Origin of the sequence: Streptomyces stelliscabiei, from assembly GCF_014873495.1 — a bacterium.
Lineage (GTDB): Bacteria > Actinomycetota > Actinomycetes > Streptomycetales > Streptomycetaceae > Streptomyces > Streptomyces bottropensis.
The window spans coordinates 1,593,598-1,614,521 of the sequence record NZ_JADBGF010000001.1; the positions used below are offsets into that span (position 1 = coordinate 1,593,598).

Annotated in this window: 14 protein-coding genes; 10 read left to right on the forward strand and 4 right to left on the reverse strand. The window is 73.9% G+C overall.

Features of this window, described 5'->3' with window-relative positions; genetic code table 11:
- Positions 1–6 precede the first annotated feature (6 nt).
- Positions 7–780 carry a sugar isomerase domain-containing protein gene (locus H4687_RS06890; protein WP_179860318.1) on the reverse strand — a complete coding sequence of 258 codons (774 nt, stop codon included), beginning with the start codon at positions 778–780 and terminating at the stop codon, positions 7–9.
- 227 nt (positions 781–1,007) lie between these two features.
- Between H4687_RS06890 and H4687_RS06895 the strand changes: the two genes are divergently transcribed.
- From H4687_RS06895 to H4687_RS06920, 6 genes are all read left to right on the forward strand, one after another.
- Positions 1,008–1,892 carry a MurR/RpiR family transcriptional regulator gene (locus H4687_RS06895; RefSeq protein WP_046915302.1) on the forward strand — a complete coding sequence of 295 codons (885 nt, stop codon included), beginning with the start codon at positions 1,008–1,010 and terminating at the stop codon, positions 1,890–1,892.
- Between the two features lie 125 nt (positions 1,893–2,017).
- Entirely contained in the window at positions 2,018–6,370 is a 4,353-nt protein-coding gene (locus H4687_RS06900) for a glycoside hydrolase family 38 N-terminal domain-containing protein (protein ID WP_046915303.1), read from the forward strand.
- A complete protein-coding gene (locus H4687_RS06905) occupies positions 6,367–7,062 on the forward strand; it encodes a hypothetical protein (protein ID WP_046915304.1) in 696 nt (231 codons plus the stop codon). Before H4687_RS06900 ends, H4687_RS06905 begins: the two co-directional genes overlap by 4 nt.
- 147 nt (positions 7,063–7,209) lie before the next feature.
- A complete protein-coding gene (locus tag H4687_RS06910; protein WP_046915305.1) occupies positions 7,210–8,583 on the forward strand; it encodes an extracellular solute-binding protein in 1,374 nt (457 codons plus the stop codon).
- Between the two features lie 2 nt (positions 8,584–8,585).
- Complete coding sequence (locus H4687_RS06915) at positions 8,586–9,602, forward strand: carbohydrate ABC transporter permease (protein ID WP_046915306.1); 1,017 nt, start codon at positions 8,586–8,588, stop codon at positions 9,600–9,602.
- Entirely contained in the window at positions 9,599–10,498 is a 900-nt protein-coding gene (locus H4687_RS06920) for a carbohydrate ABC transporter permease (protein ID WP_046915307.1), read from the forward strand. The genes H4687_RS06915 and H4687_RS06920 overlap by 4 nt, the downstream gene beginning before the upstream one ends.
- Here the strand turns inward: H4687_RS06920 and H4687_RS06925 are convergent.
- The gene (locus H4687_RS06925; protein WP_050398131.1) at positions 10,462–12,762 is read right to left on the reverse strand and encodes a glycoside hydrolase family 3 N-terminal domain-containing protein; all 2,301 of its coding nucleotides are present in this window, start codon (positions 12,760–12,762) and stop codon (positions 10,462–10,464) included. The two genes, H4687_RS06920 and H4687_RS06925, sit on opposite strands and share 37 nt — an antisense overlap.
- 78 nt (positions 12,763–12,840) lie before the next feature.
- Positions 12,841–13,845, reverse strand: a complete 1,005-nt coding sequence (locus H4687_RS06930) for a BadF/BadG/BcrA/BcrD ATPase family protein (RefSeq protein ID WP_050398130.1) — start codon at positions 13,843–13,845, stop codon at positions 12,841–12,843.
- Positions 13,846–13,981: 136 nt separating this feature from the next.
- On the opposite strand from H4687_RS06930, the gene H4687_RS06935 reads away from it, so the two are divergent.
- The 4 genes from H4687_RS06935 to H4687_RS06950 all read left to right on the forward strand — a co-directional run bounded on the left by H4687_RS06935 (position 13,982) and on the right by H4687_RS06950 (position 19,342).
- Positions 13,982–15,232 carry a glycoside hydrolase 5 family protein gene (locus H4687_RS06935; RefSeq protein WP_046919327.1) on the forward strand — a complete coding sequence of 417 codons (1,251 nt, stop codon included), beginning with the start codon at positions 13,982–13,984 and terminating at the stop codon, positions 15,230–15,232.
- A gap of 25 nt (positions 15,233–15,257) precedes the next feature.
- Positions 15,258–17,219, forward strand: a complete 1,962-nt coding sequence (locus H4687_RS06940) for a histidine kinase (RefSeq protein ID WP_050398129.1) — start codon at positions 15,258–15,260, stop codon at positions 17,217–17,219.
- 161 nt (positions 17,220–17,380) lie between these two features.
- Complete coding sequence (locus tag H4687_RS06945; RefSeq protein ID WP_046919987.1) at positions 17,381–18,073, forward strand: response regulator; 693 nt, start codon at positions 17,381–17,383, stop codon at positions 18,071–18,073.
- Between the two features lie 180 nt (positions 18,074–18,253).
- Positions 18,254–19,342 (forward strand): Clp protease N-terminal domain-containing protein, encoded by a 1,089-nt coding sequence (locus H4687_RS06950; protein WP_050398128.1) that lies wholly within the window; start codon positions 18,254–18,256, stop codon positions 19,340–19,342.
- A 17-nt stretch (positions 19,343–19,359) separates the two neighbouring features.
- Here H4687_RS06950 and H4687_RS06955 read toward each other — a convergent pair whose 3' ends face one another.
- Positions 19,360–20,853 (reverse strand): glycoside hydrolase family 3 protein, encoded by a 1,494-nt coding sequence (locus H4687_RS06955; protein ID WP_050398127.1) that lies wholly within the window; start codon positions 20,851–20,853, stop codon positions 19,360–19,362.
- Positions 20,854–20,924 lie beyond the last annotated feature (71 nt).

Sequence of the window (20,924 nt, forward strand, 5' to 3'; positions counted from 1 at the left end):
GGGTGATCAACCGGCGGTGCGCCGGATCCGTCCGGCGTACCGCCGCTCCAGCTCCAGGTTGCTCTCGAAACCGCCGGGCACGTTGGCGGAGACATAGACCGGGGGGCGGTCGCCGGTGGCGAGGAGCTGGGCGGCCGCCTCGGCGACCGTCATCTGCACGAGCATGACGCCGGTCAGGGTGGAGAGGGCGCAGACGGCGCCACCGCCCGGCAGCTCCAGCAGGGCGTCGCCGCGCGGAGCCGCGTTGTCGAGGACGACGTCGGCGAGGTCGGCGAGCTTCCTGCCGCTCGGGTGGGTGGCGGGGACGGCGTGGGTGTGGGCGAGGGAGGTGAGGGCGAGGATGCGGTGGCCGCGCTCCTTGGCGTGCAGGGCCATCTCGACGATGACGTTGTTGACGCCGGAGTTGGAGACGATGACGAAGAGGTCCTGGGGGCGGGGGTCGGCCAGTTCGTAGAGGCGGACCGCTATGCCGGGCTCGCGTTCGAGGAGCGGGTCGTCGAGACCGCTGGGGTGGTCGCCACCGAAGAGGACGAGGTCGGCCATCTGGATCCGGTTGGTGGGCACGAGGCCGCCGGCGCGACCGGCGAGTTCGAGGACCATGGCCTGGGAGTGGCCGGTGCCGAAGGCCTGGACGACGCCGTCCGCGCGGACGCAGTCGGCGATCAGCGTGGCGGCGGCGCTCACCCCGGCGCGGGCGGATTCGGTGAGGCGGTTCAGGACGGCCAGGCCCTCGCGCGCGAAGCGGTCGGCGCCCACCGGCTCGGTCACGGACTCGGCCACGGGCTCGGGCTCGGTCACGGACTCGTGCGCGGACTCGTTCGTGGACTCGACGGACACCTGGGACTCCCCACTGATGGATTGAACCACCCCATACGTACCATTCAGTGAATCACTGAATCACAGGCCCGGCATCCGGGGCAATGGCGCAGTTCACGCACGCACTCGGACGCGAAGTCCGGTCCTGGTATTCAGCCGTCGCGCCAACGGGTGGCTGATACCTTCTGTGCATGCCCTCGACCGATGTCACGACCCTGATCCGCACCGAGCTGCCCCGACTGGCCGGCTCCCTGCGGAAGGTCGGCGAGCTGATCCTGGAGGATCCGGCCGCCGTCACCCACTGCTCGGCCGCGGAGCTGGGCCGCCGCACCGGCACCTCCCAGGCCACCGTGACCCGGTTCTGCCGGGCCATCGGCCTCGACTCGTACCAGCACCTGCTGATCGAGCTGGCCCAGGAGCGGGGCCGGGGCGAGTCCTCCGAGTGGGGCAGCGCGGAGATCGGTCCGGACATCTCCCCCGACGACAGCCTGGAGCGGGTCGTCCAGGTGGTCGGCACCGCCGACCTGCGGGCCATCCAGCAGACCATCGACCGGATCGACCTGGACTCCGTCGAGCGCGCCGCGCAGGCCGTGGCCCGTGCCCGGCGTGTGGACGTGTACGGCGTCGGCGGCAGCGGCGCGGTCGCCCAGGAGACGGAGACCCGGCTGTTCCGCATCGGGTGCGCGGTGCGCGGCTGGACCGAGGTGCACGCCGCGACCACCTCCGCCGCCCTGCTCACCCCCGCGGACGTGGCGATCGGCATCTCCCACTCCGGCGCCACCCGTGAGGCCATCGAGCCCTTCGAGCTGGCCAGGGAGCGCGGCGCCACCACGATCGCACTGACGGCCGACCCGCGCTCGCCGCTGGCCCGCGCCGCCGACATCCGGCTGATCTCCTCCTCCTCGGAGACCAGCTTCCGCACCGGCAGCATCGGCGCCCGCCACTCGGTGCTCATGCTCATCGACTGCCTGTACGTCCGTGTCGGCCAGCTCTCCTACCAACGGGCGAGCGCCTCCCTGGCCCTGACCGACCACATCGCGGGAGCACACGCCGTGAAGTCCCGGCGCCCTCGCTGAACCGTCGGGGGGAGCGCGACCAGCCCGACCCTGCATGGATGAATCAACCAATATTCCGACGCATGGTTGATTGAACCACCCTGCGCTGCCAGGATGAGGCTCCGCCGAGCACTCGTAGGAGCCTCATGCGCGTCATCTCTGCCGAGTCGACCGAGCTCTACGTCGGGACGGAGGACCAGCCGCTCCAGGTGGTCGCCGTGGAGGTCGAGCACACCCCGGGCCGGCCGGTCCGGCTGAGCGTGGAGGGTCCCGACGTCCGCACCCCCGGGGAGCCCGTCGTCATGGTCGGCGAGGACGGCACCGTACGCGCCGAGATACCCGTGGCCACCGACGGCCTCGCGGCAGGCGAGCGCCGCGAGATCACCGTCACCGCCGCCGACGGGGACGAGGTCACCCGGCGGACGGCCGGGTTCACGGCCGCCGAGCCCGGCTGGACCATGTTCATGGTCAGCCACTTCCACTACGACCCCGTCTGGTGGAACACCCAGGCCGCCTACACCGAGACCTGGGACGTCGCCGACGACCCGGCCGTCACGGGCCTGCCCGCCCGGACCTTCGACTCGCGCGGGCAGAGCGGCATGAGCCTGGTGCGGGCCCACTGCGACCTGGCCCGGCGCGACCCCGCGTACACCTTCGTGCTCGCCGAGGTGGACTACCTCAAGCCCTACTGGGACTCCTTCCCCGAGGAGCGGGCCTTCCTGCGGCAGCTGATCCGCACCGGCCGCGTCGAGATCATGGGCGGCACCTACAACGAGCCCAACACCAACCTCACCGGCGCCGAGGCGACCGTACGCAACGCCCTGTACGGCGACGGCTTCCAGCGCGGGATCATGGGGGCCGCGCCGGAGACCGCCTGGCAGCTGGACGCGTTCGGGCACGACCCGCAGTTCCCCGGGCTGATGGCGGACGCGGGGCTCACGTCGAGTTCCTGGGCGCGCGGTCCGTACCACCAGTGGGGGCCGACCCTGTCGGTGTTCGGCGAGGAGCCGCGCGATCCGGAGCGGATGCAGTTCCCGGCCGAGTTCAGCTGGATCGCCCCGAGCGGGCGCGGCCTGCTCACCGCGTACATGGTCAACCACTACGGCGCCGGCTGGGCCATCGACAACGCGCCCACGCTCCCCGAGGCAGAGGCCGCCGCGCTCAAGCTCTTCCGGGGCCTGAAGAAGGTCGCGCTCACCCGGAACGTCCTGCTGCCGGTCGGCGGCGACTACGCCCCGCCGTGCCGCTGGGTGATGGGCATCCACCGGGACTGGAACGAGCGATACGTCTGGCCCCGGTTCGTCAGCGGCGTCCCCCGGGACTTCTTCGCCGCCGTACGGGCCGAGCTGGAGCGGGAGGGGCGCACGGCGTCCCCGCAGACCCGGGACATGAACCCGGTGTACACCGGCAAGGACGTCTCCTACATCGACACCAAGCAGGCCCAGCGGTACGGCGAGGCGCTGCTCGCCGACGCCGAGGCCTGGGCGACCCTCGCCTCCCTCATCACCGGGCACCCCTACCCGGACGCGGCCCTCGACAAGGCGTGGCGGCAGCTGGTCTACGGTGCCCACCACGACGCCATCACCGGCTCCGAGTCCGACCAGGTGTACATCGACCTGCTCACCGGCTGGCGGGAACTGTACGACCTGGCCGGAGAGGTGCACGCCGACGCGACCCAGGCTCTCGCCGACCGCGTCGTGCCCCTTCCCGGCGACGGCGCCGACCTGGTCGTCCTCAACCCCGCGACCTGGCGGCGCCGGGACGTGCTGACCGTCGCCGACCCCGGCCGCGTCCCGCTGGACCACACCGGACTGCCGCTGCCGGCCGTGACCGAGGACGGCGAACTCACGGTCGTCGTGCCGGAGGTGCCCGGCATGGGCCTCAAGGCGCTGGCGTTGGCGGAGGGTTCGGTGGCCGGCTGGACGCCCGGCGAGGGCTTGACGATCCGCAACGAGTTCTACGAGGTGACCGTCGACCCCGCGCGAGGCGGCGGCGTCAGCGGTCTGCGGGCGCTCTCCGAGGCGGGGCCCGACGGCGAGCGCGGCCGGGAACTGCTGCGCGCCGGGGACATCGGCAACGAGCTGGTCGTGCAGGAGGAGTACCCGAGGCACCCGCGCTTCGGCGAGGGCCCCTGGCACCTCACGCCGACCGGGACCACCGCCGCCCGCAGCCGGGACGTGCCGGCCGACATCGATGTCGAGCACTCGGCGGCCGGCTCCCGCATCACCGTCCGCGCCGACCTGGGCCTGTTCCGCTACACCCAGCGGCTCACGCTCTGGGCGGGCGTCGACCGGCTGGACGTGACGACGACCGTCGACGGCTACGACGGCGCCGACCGGCTGATCCGGGTGCGCTGGCCCTCGGACGTGCGCGGCGGGCTGCCGGTGCACGAGGTCGCGGACGCGGTGATCGGGCGCGGTTTCGGCTTCGTGGACGTGGACAGCGAGCGGTTCCCGTGGACTTTGGACAACCCCGCGAACACCTGGTTCGGGCTGGGGTCCACGGCCCGGGTCGCCGTCCACGACGACACCGGCGCCCTGCTGGGCCACCGGTCCATCGGCGTCGCCGAGCTGATCTTCGGCGACTGGGACAGCGCCGGTGAACTGGGCACCCCGCTCGCGGCGGCCCTGGTGCGCACGGGTGTCACGGCCACCTCGACGATCGCGGGCGGCCCCCGCTACGGCGATCTGGAGGTCGACTCCAACCTGCCGGACCTCCGCATCGCGGTCGGCGGACCCGAGCGCAACCCCCTGGTCGCCGAGGCCCTCGGCTGGGACCCGGCCGCCGCCCGCGAACTGCGCCGGCAACTGGCCGCGGACGGCCTGGCGTCGGTGTGGGTGGCCCCCCGCGCCTCCCTGCGCGAGGAGTGGGTGCCGGGCGCCGATCTGCGCGACCTGGAGCGGCTGCCGCTGCTGGTGGTGGCGGGGGCCCGCCCCGAGGACGACGCGAAGGCCGTCGACGCGCTCGTCGCCGACCTGGACGACGCGACCGTACGGGCCACGGCGGCCGGGGGCGGCGAGGCGCTGCCGCCGGGCGACGCCTGGGACGGGCGGGGCTTCGCGGTCCTCAACCGGGGCACGCCGGGGTGTGTCGTCACCACCTCGGGCGACCTGTACATGTCGTTGATGCGCTCCTGCACGGGCTGGCCCTCCGGCATCTGGGTCGACCCGCCGCGCCGCACCGCCCCCGACGGCTCCGGCTTCCAGCTCCAGCGCTGGTCGCACACCTTCGCCTACGCGGTCGTCGCGGGCGAGGGCGACTGGCGCGACCTGGGCTGGCCGCGCGCGGGGCACGCCTTCAACCATCCGTTCACCGGGCGGCTGCGGGAGCCCGACCACCCGCTCACGGCCCGGCTGCGGGAGCCCGCCGGAGCGCCGGACGGCCTGCCGAGGACCGTGGCCCTGCTGGCCCTGGAACCCGAAGGCCGGGTGCTGCTGGACGCGTTGAAGCCGGCCGGGTCGCCGCTGGCCCGGGGCGGTACGGCGCCCGCGGACCCGGCGCGCGGGGTCGTCGTACGGGCGCACGAGGTGGACGGGCGGCCGGTGCGGGCGCGGGTGACGGGGCCGAGGGCGTGGGCCGGGGGCGGCCGGGCGGACGTGCTGGAGCGGCCCGGCGAGGCTCTGGACCCCGGCGCCGACGGGGCGTTGGAGCTGGACCTGGCAGGGTTCGAGGTGGCCACGGTGCTGGCCACGCCGGTCGCCGCGGACCAGGAGACCCGGCCCGGCAGCGCCACGCAGGCCACGCGGTCCGGTGGGCCCGGTGTCGGCGCGCGGGAGCCCGCCCAGCCCGTGCACACCCGGTACTGGCTGCACAACTCCGGTCCGGCGCCCCGGGGGAACATGCCCGTGGCCGTCCACCTCTCGCCGCACGCGCTGAGCGCCGACGGGCCGGTGACCGCGACGGTCCGTGTCTCCACCGAGCTGACCGACGCACCCGTGTCGGGGGCGGTGGCCCTGGCGGGGCCGCCCGGCTGGAGCGTGGAGCCGGCCCAACTGCCGTACGCGCTCGGCCCCGGCGGTTTCTCGCTCGGCGAGGTCACCGTGACGCCCCCGCCGGACCCGGTGCCCGGCCGCTACGCGCTCGCCGCCCGGCTGACGTACGGCGGGCAGACCTTCGAGGACGTGGTCGCGCTCGACGTGCCCGGCCAGGCGGCACCGGGCGAACCCGACGGGCGGACCGGGCCGGGGGTCGTGATGGAACTGGGCGTGGACCGGGTCGAGGTGCGCCGGGGTGAGCGGGCGCGGGTCCGGGTGGGCGTGCGCAACACGACCCGGGGCCCGGTGAGCGGCGCCCTGTGGGCGGTCTCGTCCTGGGGCACCTGGGCGGGCGTCGGACCGGGCCTGCAGGGTTTCGCCCTGGCGCCCGGGGAGCACGCGGACCGCTTCGTCGAGGTGGACGGCTCGGCGGTGCCCCCGGGGTCGTACTGGCTGATGGTGAAGGCCGGCTGGCACGGGTGCGTGGCGTATTCGGAGGCGGTCGCACTGGAGGTGGGGCCGTGAGCGCGCACCGGGCGCACGACGTCCCCGCGCCCCCGGACGGGCCCACGGGAGCGGGACACGGCGGGCACGCGCCGCCTGGCGGACCCGCCGCGCTCGTCGGTGGTGAGGCCGTCTCCCGGGACCGGGTCGACGCCGTGCTGGAGGCCGTCCCCGCGCGGGACCGGGAGGGCGGGCCCCAGGGGCGGGCGCGGGCGGAGCGGCAGCGGCGGCGGTGGGCGACGCAGGTCGTCGTGGCGGACGAGTTGGCCCGGCGGGCCTGTGCCGCGCGGGGGCTCGCGCCGCCCGCCGCGGCGCCGGCGCTCGCGGTGGCCGGGACCGAGGTCGCCGACCTGGGCAGCATCATCGCGGTGGCGCTCGCCCACTCCCCCGCCGCGCGCACCCTGCTGGCGGCGCTGGAGGCCGAGCAGAGGGTGCCGGAGCAGACCGTGCGGGGCTACTACGACCGCAATCCGGACCGCTTCCTCACCGCGGACGCGCTGCGGCGCGGAGTCGACCCGTACGGCGGGGCGGGGCCGGAGGACTTCCTGCCGTACGACGAGGTCCGCGACGGCGTCGCAGGGGAGCTGCGGCGGGCGAGCGGCCGGCAGGCCCTCTTCGACTGGCTGGACCGGGCGCGGGCCGGGGTGGAGTACGCGCCGGGGCACGAGCATCCGGGCGACCCGGCCCACCCCGACCACGAGCACCGGCACTGAGCGGGCCGGTAACGGGTCGCCCTCGTCCCGGAACCGAAAAGCAACACGGTCACCCATTGACCTCCGATGAATTCTGGTCCACCTTTTCATCAAACGGAGTCCAAGTTGGTGATTCAAACCAGCAGCCGACTGATCGCAGGAGGCAACATGCGCGCGAGACGACTGACCGGATGCGTGGTGGGCGTCGTCGCCCTCACCCTCACCGCCGCCGGCTGCGGCCTGTCGGGCGGCGGCTCCGACAGCGGGGACGCCACCGCCGGCGGCTGCAAGGTGGACAAGGGCAACGTCGGCTCCGGCAAGCTCACCGGTGACGTCAAGGGCACGATCACCTTCCAGACGACGAACCTGAAGAAGGACTTCGGCGACTACTTCAACGGCGTCATCAAGGCCTTCGAGAAGGCCCACCCGGACACCACCGTGAAGTGGGTCGACGACCCGGGCGACGCCACGTTCACCCAGCGCCTGGTCGCGGACGCGCAGGGCTGCACGCTGCCGGACGTGGTGAACATCAACGTGAACACGGCGATCGCGCTCACCAAGAACGGCTACCTGCTCGACCTGGACAAGAAGGCCCCGGACGCCGGCGAGCCGTTCGTGCCCAACCTGTGGAAGTCGAGCAGGTACGCCGACTCCACGGGGACGAAGGTGCACAGCGTCCTGCCCTGGTACTCCGGCGGCATCGTGCAGACCTTCAACACCGAGCTGATGAAAAAGGCGGGCCTCGATCCGGCCGAACCTCCGACGACCGTGCTCGGTCTGTTCGAGGACGCCCAGAAGATCGCCGAGGTCTCGGACGGCAAGTACTACGCGTTCCTCGCCAACCCGCAGCTGCGCATCCCGGCCGACTGGCAGCAGATGGGCATCGAGATCCTGTCCCCCGACGGCAAGAAGTTCACCTTCGCCGACGACCCGAAGACCGTGCGGTGGGTCGAGGCCATGACCAAGCTGTACAAGGCCGGCGGCATGCCCCGGGACTCCCTGTCCTCCACCCAGGACCCGGCCAACGTCTACGGCCAGGGCAAGCTGGTCTACGGCCCGACGAACCCCAACTTCCTGCGCTTCATCCAGCAGAACAACCCCAGCGTCTACAAGAAGACCGGTGTCGCCCGCTTCATGCTGGACGACCTGGGCCACACCGTCGGCGCCCCGCAGTACATCGGCGTCGCGTCCACCGGCAAGAACGCGGCGACCGCGCTGTCCTTCGCGCGGTTCCTGACCGATGCGCGCAACCAGCTGGAGTGGGCCAAGGACCCCAACGTCGTCATCTTCCCCTCCACCACGGCCTCCCTGGACGACCCGTTCTTCCAGTCGGTCAAGGGCGACGACCCGTTCGCCGAGGCCCGCAAGATCGTCGCGAGCGACCGCAAGACCTCCACCGCCGACGAGATCGCCCTCACCCCCGGTGAGCTGAACGCCATCACGGCCCAGATACAGCTGGCCATGCAGGGCAAGAAGAGCGCCCAGGACGCCCTCGACGAGGCCCAGAAGAAGGCCGACGAGCTGATCGAGCAGGGCAGCTGAGCATGACCACCCTCTCTCCCCCCACCGAGGAACCGGGGGTCGTGGCCTCCCACGACCCCCGGCCCGGGGAACCGCGCGGCCGGCGCCGCCTGTCGCGGGCCCTCAGGCCGGGCCCCACCGCCGATGCGGGCGGCGCCGCGCTGTACCGCCGCTGGTGGCTGCCGTGGCTGTGGATGTCACCGGCGATCATCGGCATCACCGTCTTCGGTCTGTACCCGTTCCTGAACACGCTCCTGCTGTCGTTCACGAACGCCAAACCGCTCGGCGGCGCCGCCTCGTTCGTGGGCCTGGACAACTACACGCGGATGCTCGGCGACTCCGACTTCTGGCTCGCCACCCGCAACAGCGTGCTGTACGCGCTGATCGTCGTCCCGCTCATGGTGCTGCTCCCGCTGATGCTGGCCGTACTGGTGGAGAAGAACCTGCCCGGCATCGGCTTCTTCCGCTCCGCCTTCTACACCCCGGTCCTCGCCTCCAGCGTGGTCGTCGGACTGAGCTGGCAGTGGCTGCTCAGCGACCAGGGCCTGGTCAACACCTGGCTGCAGAAGGCCCACATCATCCGGTCGGCGATCCCGTTCCTGTCCGACTCCTGGCTGATCCTGCTGTGCGCGATGGGGCTCACGCTGTGGAAGGGCCTCGGCTGGTACATGATCTTCTACCTGGCCGCCCTGGGGAACGTCCCGAAGGAACTGCACGAGGCCGCCGCAGTGGACGGCGCGGGCGCGATCCGACGCTTCTGGCACGTCACCATGCCCGGCGTGCGCACCTCGATGATGCTGGTCGGCACCCTCACCGGCATCGGCTCGCTGCGGGTGTTCACCGAGATCTACATGCTCGGCGGCGCGACCGGCGGTCCCGGCGGCGCCGACCGCACCCTCCCCTTCTACATCCGGGACGTCGCCCTCGACCCGCTCACCGGCAACGCCGGCTACGGCTCGGCGGTCAGCGTCGCCCTCTTCGTCCTCACCCTGGGCCTGACCCTGCTCGCACAGCGCCTGACGAAGGAGGAGGAGTCATGACGACGGCCGTGACGTCCGTGGAACCCTCTGCGGGGAGACGACGGCGCCTGATGCCGCGGTGGCGGGACTACGGCCGGCCGCGCGAACTGATCGTCCGCTACCTGCTGTTGCTGTTCGTCCTCGGCATCACCGTCGGTCCGCTGCTGTGGCAGCTGCTGTCGTCGCTGAAGGGCGTCGGCGAGGACGTGTTCGGCGCCGACGCCTCCCTCTTCCCCCGCGACCCGACCCTGCGCGCCTACCGCGAGGTGTTCGACCAGGTCCCCGTGTGGTCGTACATCCGCAACAGCATGGTGATCGTCGCCCTGTCCGTCACCAGCCAGCTCGTCTTCTCCACGCTCGCCGGGTACATGCTCTCCAAGCCCAGCTGGAAGGGCCGCAAGCTGGTGTGGGTGCTGCTGATGGCGTCCATGATGTTCCCCTTCGAGTCGATCATGGTCTCGCTGTTCCTCAGCGTCCGCGACCTCGGCCTCGTCGACAACCTGGTGGGGGTCTGGCTGCCCGGCTTCGTCGCCGCCATCAACGTCCTGATCATGCGGGCCGCGTTCCTCGCCGTGCCGCGCGAGATCGAGGACGCGGCGATGCTGGACGGGGCGGGCGAGTGGAAGCGGTTCCGGTATCTGTATCTGCCGTCCGCGTGGGGCGCGATCCTCGTCGTCACCATCAACACCTTCATCAGCGCCTGGGACGACTTCCTCTGGCCGCTGATCGTGCTGCGCACCGAGGACCACTTCACGCTGACCCTGGGCCTCGCCCGGCTGCAGTCCTCGTCCTTCGGCTACGACCAGCGGATGGTCATGGCGGGCTCGGTGATCTCCGTGGTCCCGGTGCTGGTGCTGTTCGTGATCACGCAACGGTGGTTCTACAAGGGGGTGTCCTCGGGAGCCGTCAAACTCTGAGGCCGCCCTCCCAGGTCCAGGACCAGCGGTTCGACGGTGAGCGCCGCCCGCGCCGACTCGGCGACGCGGACCTCGACGGCACCGGTGCGCGGGGGCGCCTCGAAGGGCAGCGACACCGTACGGCGTTCACCCGGAGCCAGGTCGACACCCTCGAACGCGCACAGTTCGAGGGTGCGCGGCCATACGGGGGTGATCAGCCGCCGGAGATAGACCTGGACGACCGTACGCCCGTGCCGACCCCCCGTGTTGGTGACGTCGACCTCGACGCCGGCCCCCGCGAGGCGCGGTGTGCCGTACGCGAAGCTCGTGTACGACAGGCCGTGTCCGAAGGAGTGGAGCGGCTCGGCGCTCTCGTCCGCGTAGGTGCCGTACTCGGTGTCCTTGTGGTTGTAGTGGACCGGGAGCTGGGCCGCCGAGCGGGGCAGGGAGACCGGCAGACGACCGGCGGGTTCGGCGAGTCCGAGCAGTACCTCGGCGATCGCCTCGCCGCCCCACGGGCCCGGGTACCAGGCGGTGAGCAGCGCGCCCGCCGTCTCGGGCACCACGTGCGGGCGCCCCTGGATCAGGACCACCGCGGTGGGCGTGCCCGTCGCGACGACCGCGTCCAGCAGCGCGTACTGGGCCTCCCCGAGCCGCAGTCCGGCGAGGTCGACGCCCTCTCCGCAGGTCATCTCGGACACGACGGTCCGCGCGGCCCCGTTGGCGTCGAACTCCGTGTCCGGTGTGCGGGCGCTGCTGCCGCCCAGCACGAGTACGGCCAGGTCGGCCGCGGCGGCCTCGGCGGTCGCGGCCGGGATGCCGGTGCGGTCGGCGCCGGTGAGGGCCGCGCCCCGCGCGTGGCGGACGAGCGTGCCGGGCGGGGCGAGGCGGCGCAGGGCGTCGAGGACGCTCACGCCGGTGCCGGGGCGCTGCGGGGCGGTGTAGTCGCCCAGTTGATGGGCGGTGGTCGCGGCGTGCGGGCCGAGCACGGCGATACGGCGTACCGAGGGACTGACGGGCAGGGTGTGCGCGGGGTTGTGGAGGAGGGTGACGCAGGCCCGCGCCAGGTCGGTGCTGAGGGCGCGCCCGGTGTGCGCGGGGATCGGGGCGCGGCGGGTCCAGGGGTTCTCGAACAGGCCGAGGCGGAACTTCAGGCGCAGGACGCGGGCGACGGCGGCGTCCAGGGCGGCCTCGCCCACCAGGCCCCGTTCCACAGCCTCCGCCAGGTGGGTGAAGCCCTCGTCCCAGAGGCTGAGGTCGATCCCGGCGTCCAGGGCGAGAGCACCCGCGGAGACCTTGTCGCCGGTGATGCGGGCGAGGCGGTCCACGGCCAGGCCGTCCGCCATGACCAGGCCCCCGAAGCCCCAGCGGTCGCGGAGCAGCCCGGTGAGGAGGGCGCGGTTGCCCGAGCAGGGCAGACCGTCGACCTCGTTGTAGGCGGCCATCACGGCGGCCGCGCCGGCACGGACTCCGGCGCGGGCGGCGGGGAGGTGGATGTCGTGCAGTTCACGCGGGCCGACGTCGGACTCGGCGGAGTTGCGGCCGCCGACGGTGGCGCCCTGGCCGGCGAAGTGCTTGAGGACGACGGGAGCGCGGTCGGGGGCGAAGGGCCCGTCCGCGTCCGGGGTGCCCTGCATCCCCCGCACCAGCGCCGCGGTGAGACGCGCCGCGAGGTGAGGGTCCTCGCCGAAGCACTCCTCGGTACGGCCCCAGCGCGGGTCCCGGGCGATGTCCAGCGCGGAGACGAGGGCCAGGTGGCCGCCCCGGGCACGGAGTTCGGCGGCGGCGTGCGCGGCGGCCCGCTCGTACAGGCCGGGGTCCCAGGTGGCGCCGACGGCCAGATTGACGGGGAGAACCGTGCCGTCGAGGGCCATGTGCCCGTGCGGGACCTCCTCGACGAACAGGGCGGGGATGCGCAGGCGGCTGCGTTCGAGCACGTGCCGCTGGACCAGGTCGGCGAGGTCGGCGCTGTCGTCGGCCCCGGGCCCGTGCCCGTGCCCGACCCCGGACCAGGCGTCGGCGCGCATCAGCCCGTAGAGCGCGCCGAGCCCGGCGAACCGCTCGGTCTCCGCGTGCAGGGCGTCGGTGGGTTCGAAGTCCCCTCCCGGGGTGCGCCGGTAGGCGTCCCAGCCGTACATCCGCTGGTTGAGCTGACCGACCTTCTCCCGCCGGGTCATACGGGAGAGAAGGTCGGCGACGCGGGTGTCGAGCGGGGCGGCGGGGTCGAGGTAGCGGGGCTGCGCGGGGGTGACGGCCGGGGCGACCGAAGGGTCCTGCGGGGGCATGGGGCGTCCTTGTCGGCGTCGGGGAGGCTGCGGAGCCGGGGGCTTCTCGGTGGCGGTCGGGGGCTTCTCGGGGACGGTTCAGGTGCCGGAGGCGTGGGCGAGGCGGGCCAGGGCCACCGCGCCCGGGGAACCGTCCGAGACCGGGGTGACGACGAGCCCGTGCGGGGCCAGGCGTTCGGTCAGTGGAGGGAGCAGGGGGCCGTGCGGGGCGAGGAGACCGCCGGTGGCGACCAGGGGTTCGCCCGGGTGGGGGGTCAGGGCGGCGACGGTCTCGGCCAGGTGGTCGGCGGCCTCCCGGAGGATGCGCGCCGCCACGGCGTCCCCGTCGTCGGCGGTCCGCACCACCCCGGGCGCGTGGTCGGCCAGACGGACGGGTGACCGGTCCATGACGGCGGGCAGCAGCTTGGCGCGGAAGGCCGTGCGCAGCTCCGCGCTCCACGGGACGGTGTCGTCGGCGGTTCCGTAGCTCCCCGGGGGCAGGACCTCCGCGGGCAGTCCGAGGTCCCGGCCGACGGAGAGGACGAGGGCGGTGGCCGCGCCGCGGCCGTCGGCCGCGCGCAGGGCGGCCCGAACGGCCTCGCGGCCGATCCAGAAGCCCCCGCCGTCGTCCCCGAGGAGCCAGCCGTCGCCGCCGGAGGTCGCGGTCGGCACCCGTCCGGCGATCCGGGCCGCGACCGCGCCGGTGCCGGCCACCAGGACCAGCCCGTCGGCGGGGTGGCCGGGTGCCGCGGCGAACGTCGTCTCGATGTCGCTGTGGACGCCGACCGTGGCGGTGGTGATGCCGAGCCGGCCGAGCGCGGCGGACAGGGCGGCCCCGGCCCGCGCCCGGCCGGGCTCCTGGGCGCCCTGGGCCCGGTGGCCGGCCCCCGCGAAACCGCCCGCCACCGCCACCACGCGCTCCCGCAGCGCGGCGGGCACGGCCCGCGCGACGGCCTCGGCGAGATGGTCGGCGAGGACCGGCCCGGGCACGGTGAGCGCGTTGCCGGGCCCGGCGGTGCCCTCGCCCCGTACCCGCGCGTCCCCCAGGCCGGCGAGGACGGCACGGGTGCGGGTGCCGCCGGCGTCGAGACCCACCACGAACATCGGAGCTGTCCCAGAAGCTTGGTTGAAATCACTATTCATTGGTCCCCATGGTGGTTGATACATTCGCCCCGGACAAGGTCCGGCAGGGCCGGGATCCGACGGAATCCGACGGGATCCGTCTCGCGAGGAGGACACCATCGACACGCCCACGCGCACGCCCGCCACGCCCGGCCGCCGGTTCGGCGTCAACTACACCCCACGCCGGGGCTGGTTCCACGCCTGGCACGACTTCGATCCCGGGCTCGCCCGCGAGGATCTGGCACAGATCGCGGACCTGGGCCTGGACCACGTCCGGGTCTTCCACCTCTGGCCCCTGCTCCAGCCCAACCGCGCCCTCGTGCGGGCGACGGCCGTGGACCAGCTCGTCCGGCTGGTGGACCTGGCGGGAGAGTGCGGTCTGGACGTCCTCGTGGACGGCGTTCAGGGCCATCTGTCCAGCTTCGACTTCTACCCCGAGTGGACCCGCAGCTGGCACCACCGCAACGTCTTCACCGACCCCGGGGCGATCGAGGCCCAGGCACTGCTGCTGCGCACCCTGGGCCGTGCCCTCTCCGGCCACCCCCACCTCATCGGCCTGCAGCTCGGCAACGAACTGAACAACATGGTCGAGCACAACCCGGTGTCCGTGGCCGAGGTCGACCACTACCTGGACACCCTGCTGGCCGCCGCGCGCGACGGGCTCGGCGAGGGCCGCGGCCTGGTCACGCACTCGGCGTACGACGCCGCCTGGTACGGCGACGACCACCCCTTCACCCCCGAGGCCTCGGCCCGCAAGGGCGACCTCACCACCGTCCACCCCTGGGTCTTCTCCGCCGACTGCGCCCGTCGCTACGGCCCCCGCTCACCCCAGGTGCGCCACCTCGCCGAGTACGGCACCGAGCTGGCGGCCGCGTACGCCACCGACCCGGCCCGCCCGGTCTGGGTCCAGGAGACCGGCGCCCCCGAGCCGCACATCCCGGCCGCCGACGCCCCCGACTTCGCCCGCGCGACCCTCCTGAACGCGGCCGGGTGCGCCCGCCTGTGGGGCGTCACCTGGTGGTGCTCGCACGACGTGGACCGCTCCCTGGCCGACTTCCCCGAACTGGAGTACACGCTCGGCCTGTTCGACTCCAGGGGCCGCCCAAAGCCGATCGCGGACGCCCTGTCCGCGACGGTCGCGGAGATCCGTGCCACCACCGTCCCACCGGCTCCGCGCACGACGGCGCTGGTGCTCGACTGCACGCCGTCCACCCGCTCGGTCTCGGGCCCCGGCGGCGCCTTCTTCGACGCCTGGATGCGCGCACGGCAGGAGGGCGCCGACCCGGCGATCGTCCTGGCGGAGCACGCGCGGGACACGGCGTACCTCGCGGCGAGGGGGATCACGGAACTGATCGACGCGGGAGAGTGAGAGCACGTCGTAGGCTCAAGCCCTCATGGAGACCTTACGGAACCGGCTGCTGCCGCCGGCCGTGGCGGCCGGAACGGCCACCGCGCCGAGTCTGCGACGGCGGGCCCCGCTGGTGGCGCTGGCAGGGGTGGCCGTCTGCTACGGCGCCGTCCTGATCGCAGGAGCCTCGGACACGGTCCAACTGCTCGTCCTCGTGGGCGACTTGGTGGTCGTGTACGCGGTGGCCGCCCGCACCACCCTGCGGGTGACGCTACGGGCGGTCGGCGCGCTCGTCTGCTACCAGGCCCTGTTCGACTTCGCCGTCGAGGGCGTGAACCCCGTGACCGCCGCCGGCCTCACCGTCTCCGTCGCGTTCCACTCGGCCGTCGTCGGACTCGGCCGGGGCAGCGCCCACCGGTCGGCGGCACGGGCCCGTGCGGCCGACCGGCTGGCTGCGGCCCGGGCCGAGGAGCGGCAAGCGGGGGTGCGCGAACGGCACAGGCTGGCACGGGAGTTGCACGACGTGGGCGCCCACCACCTCACCTCCGTGGTCGTCACCGCCGAGGCCGCCCGGCACCTTGCCACCAGCCGTCCCGAACTGGCCACCGAGGCGCTGGACTTCGCCGCCCGGACCGGCCGCGAGACCCTGGCCACCGTGCGGAGTCTGGTCACCTCCCTGGGTGTCGCCGAGGAGAGCGAGGACGTATCACTGGACGCCCGGATCGAGGAACTCGCCAGTGGCTTCGTCCGCCTCGGCCAGCGAGTGGAGATCACGAGCGACGCGGGCGTCACGGCCGTCGGCACCAAGGTGACGGAGGCCGTGTTCGGGATCGCCAGGGAGGCCCTCACGAACACGCTGCGCTACGCGCCGGGGGCGGTCGTACGGGTCGGCCTCCGGGACCTGGGAGACGGGTGGCTGGCGCTCACCGTCGACGACGACGGAGGGGCGCGTCCCGAGCCGTCGGCCCGCGTGCCCGGCGCCGGCGTCCGGGGTCTGGGCTCGGGACGGGGCATGACCGGTATGCGCGAGCGCGCCGGGGAGGTCGGCGGCACGGTGACCGCCGGGCCGGGGGCGGGCCCGTCCGGCGGCTGGTCGGTGCGGGCCGAGCTGCCGGTCCGTCCGGGGCGGACGGCCCGCCCCTCGAACGGGCGGGGTCGGGCGCTGGACTGGCGCCTGGCCTCGCACGGCGTGCTGCCGGCCGCCGGGATCCTGCCGGCGGTGTTCCTGTTCACCGAGGACCGGGAGCCGGCCGCTCTGTCGTGGCTGGGCGCGCTGCTGGTCGTGCAGGTGCTGCCGTTGCTCGGGCGGCGGGCGGCACCCTGGCCGGTGCTGGCCGCGTTGCTCGCGGGCAGCTGGCTGTGGCCGTGGGTACCCGCTTCGCACCCGGCGCCGTGGCCCGCCCTGGCCGCGGGGGCCTGCGCCCTGGTCGGCGGGGTGTACGCGGTGGGGGCGTACGGCCGCGATCCGTGGGCGACCTGGGCCTCGGTGCCGCTGGCGGCGCCGGTGCTGGCCGGCGCGGTGTCGGTGACGGCGGCGCGGGACGGCACGATCGCCGGGGAGCCGGCCGGAGCCCTCGCCTTGGGGCTCTCCGTGTTCGCCCTGACGGTGCTGTTGCTGCCCCTGTTCGGCTGCGCCTGGCTGGCGGCCTTTCTCGTCCGGACCCGGCGCGGACGGATCGCCCGCCGTGTGGACGACGAGCTGGGCGCGGTCGTCCACGAGGCGCTCGCCGCGGCACACCGGGAGCGGCTGCGGCTCGCCGCGGGGCTGCGCGCCGCGGTCCTCGACCGGACCGCCGACGTGATCGGCGCCGCCGAGGAGGGCCGCCTCGGCGACGTGGCCCCGGCGGCCCGCGCGTCGCTGGCGGCCATGCGTGAGCTGCTGAACGACCTACGCGAGGACACCCCGGCGAACGCCCCGCCCGCGGCGCTCGCGGACTCCCCGCCCCCGCCCTCTGCCCAGGGCTCGCCCCCGCCCCCCGCCGGCCACCCGACACAGCGCTCCCGCTGAGGTCCCATCCATGGTCCCCGTGGCGCCCCGCGCACGGCCCTCCCGAACACCGCAGGCACGGCCCCGGCCGAAGCCCCACACATAGCCCCCGACGACCACTCGTAGCCCCTGACGACCACTCGCACACGATCCCCGCCGAGGTCTCGATAAGGTGACGCCCCATGACATCGCCCGCCACCCATCCCGCCAGAGTCCTGGTCGTCGACGACCAGGCCGTGGTTCGCGCGGGCTTCGCGGCCATCGTCGACGCGGAGCCGGACTTCGTGGTGGTCGGTGAGGCGGGTGACGGCGCCGAGGCGGTCACGTTGGCCGGGCAACTGGTTCCGGACGTGGTGCTGATGGACATCCGCATGCCCGGCATGGACGGCCTGACGGCGACGAGCCTCCTGACCGGCCCGACGTCGGTGCACGCTCCCCGGGTGCTCGTCCTGACCACGTTCGACCTCGATTCCTACGTGTACGAGGCCCTGCGCGCCGGTGCCTCCGGCTTCCTCCTCAAGGACGCCCGGCCCGACGAACTCCTCACGGCGCTCAGGGTGGTGGTCACCGGGGAGGCCATGCTGGCCCCGGCGATCACCCGCCGTCTCATCGACACGTTCACGGCAGCCGTCCCCGCACCACCGCTCGCCTCCGCGGCGCTTGACGCCCTGACGCCCCGGGAGCGCGAGGTCCTCTCCCTCCTCGCGGCGGGCCTGGCCAACGCCGAGATCGCCGGCCGGCTGGGCGTCGCGACGGGCACCGTGAAGACCCATGTCAACGCCCTGCTGAAGAAGCTGGACCTGCGGGACCGGGTGCAGGCGACGATCTTCGCGTACGACACCGGTCTGGTGCGCCCGAAACCTCCGCTCGGCTGAAGGGCGGCCAACGGGCCGGGAAACGCCGGCCCCCGGCTCACCGCGCCGCCCCTCAGCTGATCCAGGGACGTCGCGGGTCTATCTCAGGGTGCAGAGGCGGTTCCTTCTCCGGAGCGACGCGGCCTTCCCCCTTGAGCGGAGAGGCTGTTCCACAGGATCACGGGGAAGAGGAAGAGCCGTATGGAAGCGATGAAGTCGCCCGACTGGAACGTCGTGGGAATCCTGGGGGCCGCCCGGGGCGCGCAGGGAGGTGCCGGCGGAGCCATCGGCACCGAGCATCTGCTGGCCGGCATCACCACGGCCAGGGGCCCGGCGCGGGAAGCGCTCGTGGAGGAAGGGGCGACCAAGACCGCGCTGCTGTCGGTGTTGCGGGACCGGTCGCACAGGGAGGGCGCGTGGAGCGCCGACGACGCCCCGGAGGCAGGCGTGGCCTCTCGGGACGTCCTGGGGGACGAGGGCGACCGGAGCGCCCGCTGCACCGGCGCCGCGGCAGCGGCGCTGACCGCGGCGATGGGGCACGCGCGGCGCGAGGACGCGGCGAAGTTCGGCGCCGTACATCTGCTGAGGGGCCTCCTGGAGGAGGACAACCGGGCTGTGGAGCTGCTGGACGCGTGCGCCATCGCACCGCAGGCCGTGCGCGCCCGCCTCGACGGTGGCTCCGGGACCCGGGAGGACGGCCTCGGCCCCCTGCTGCACCCCACCCGCGACGTTCTCCTCGGCCGTACCCACTATCGCCGGATGCCCTTCTGGCTGCGCTGGCTGCTCCGACTCGGTGGGGGCAACTGGGCCTCCTCGCCCGCCGGTTGGGTCAGGCTGGAGACCTACGAGCAGGCGCGCCGACTCGGCCACGAGGTGGTCGGCACCGAGCATGTGCTGCTCGCGATCCTGGCCACCCACGAGGTCGCGCTCCGGTATCCGCACCTGTCGAGGGAGAACGCCCCCGACCAGGACACCCGGTACGCGGGCGGCGAGCGACTGGCCCGTCTGGGCGTCGACTACGCCTCGGCTCACGGTGCGCTGACCGCCGGTGGCCGCGTGCGCCTGACGTCCGACGCCCGGCCCGTCGAGCGGTACGTCGGCCCGGCCGGCCTCGCCCCGGCCGGTTCGGCCGATCCTGGCACCGGCCCCCTGGTCGAGGCACTCCTGGGAGAACAGACCCGCGCCCGGCAGCTGGTCGACGCGCTGACCAGCACCTCCGGCCCCGCCGGCACCTCCGGCCCCGCCGGCATCTCCGACACACCCGGCACCTGCGACACTCCCGGCACCTGACGGGGGCGGGAGGGCCGTCAGAACATCCGCCCCGTCAGCACCTCGGCCGCCGCCCGCAGATTCACCCGCCCCCGCCCGTGCGCGGCGACCGCCCCGCCCTCCTCCGGCAACCCCGTCGAGACCACCAGCGCGTCCGCTCGCGCCGCCAGCAGGGCGTCCCTCAGGCGTGCCTGCCAGGGGTGCAGCTCCGCATCGCACACGGCGACGACCAGCGGACGCCCCTCGGCGACCCGCAGCACCTCCCCCACGACGGCCGCGAGATCGTCCGGAGCCCCCGCCACCGCCGTCCCCGTGGCGGTCGGGTCGAGGGTGCGGACCTCGGTCAGGAGGTCCTCGCCACCCCAGTTGAGGGCGGGGTGCGGGGGCGGGAAACAGTCCACGACATGGGCGCCGGGCACCGGCCGCGGCAACGGCCCCCCTCGTCGTACGGCCCGTCGCGCCGCCACGAGCCCGGCGTCCGCGTCCCACGCGGCCACGGCACCCGGCCGGAACGGCAGCGCGTACCGCAGGGCGAGCCGCCGTACCCGCTCCGCCGCCTCGGTGACGCGCTCCTCGGCGAGGTCACCCGTGCACAGGGCGTCGAGCACGGCGTCCCGGCAGGCGAGCGTGACTTCCAGGTCCGGTACGGCGACGATGACCTGGTCCGCTCCCGCGGCGAGTGCGAGGCGGGCCCCGGCGGCCTCGCCGTAGCGGTCGGCGATGGCCCTCATCTCCAGCGCGTCGCTGACGAGGACGCCGTCGAAGCCGAGTTCGCCGCGCAGCAGCTCGGTGAGGATGCGCGGGCTGAGAGTGGCGGGCCGGTCGGGGTCGAGGGCCGGGAAGACGACATGCGCGCTCATCAGCATGGGCACGCCCGCGTCGACGGCCGCCCGGAAGGGTGCGAGGTCGAGCCCGTGGTACGGCCGTGGGTCGACCGCCGACGCGTGGTGGCTGTCGGTGACCGTGCCGCCGTGACCGGGGAAATGCTTGGCGCAGGACGCCACGCCGCGTGCCTCGGTGGCCTCGATCCAGGCGCGCAGATGCCGGGAGACCAGCTCCGGGTCGCCGCCGAAGGCGCGGGTGCGCACGATCGGGTTCTCGGGCCGGCTCTGGACGTCCGCGACGGGGGCGTAGGAGACGGTGATGCCGAGCGAGAGCAGATGCCCGGCCAGTGCGTCGGCGCAGGCGGCGGTCAGCGTCGGGTCGTCGGCGACTCCGAGTGCCCACGAGCCCGGCACCTCGGGGGCGCCCGCGGCCACCAGGTGTCCGATGCCGCCACCCTCGTTGTCGATGGCGATCAGCAGGTCCGGCCGCAAGGTCCGCAGTGTGCCGGTGAGTTCGCGCACCTGGTCGGCGTCGCGGATGTTGCGGGTGAACAGGATGACCCCGCCCAGTCCGCGGTCGATGAGCCGTTTCAGGGTGTCGGGGACGATCGTCGTACCGTCGAAGCCCGCGACGAGGCAGCGGTGGGCTGCCTCGTCGAGGGCCGCGGGGAGAAACGGGCCGAGCGGCCCGGCGGCGGAGTGCGTCACCTCCGGAATCCTCTGGCTGAACCAGCCGAAAGTCAACAGACGAGTGGATGATTGATTCACCATCCCTGGTG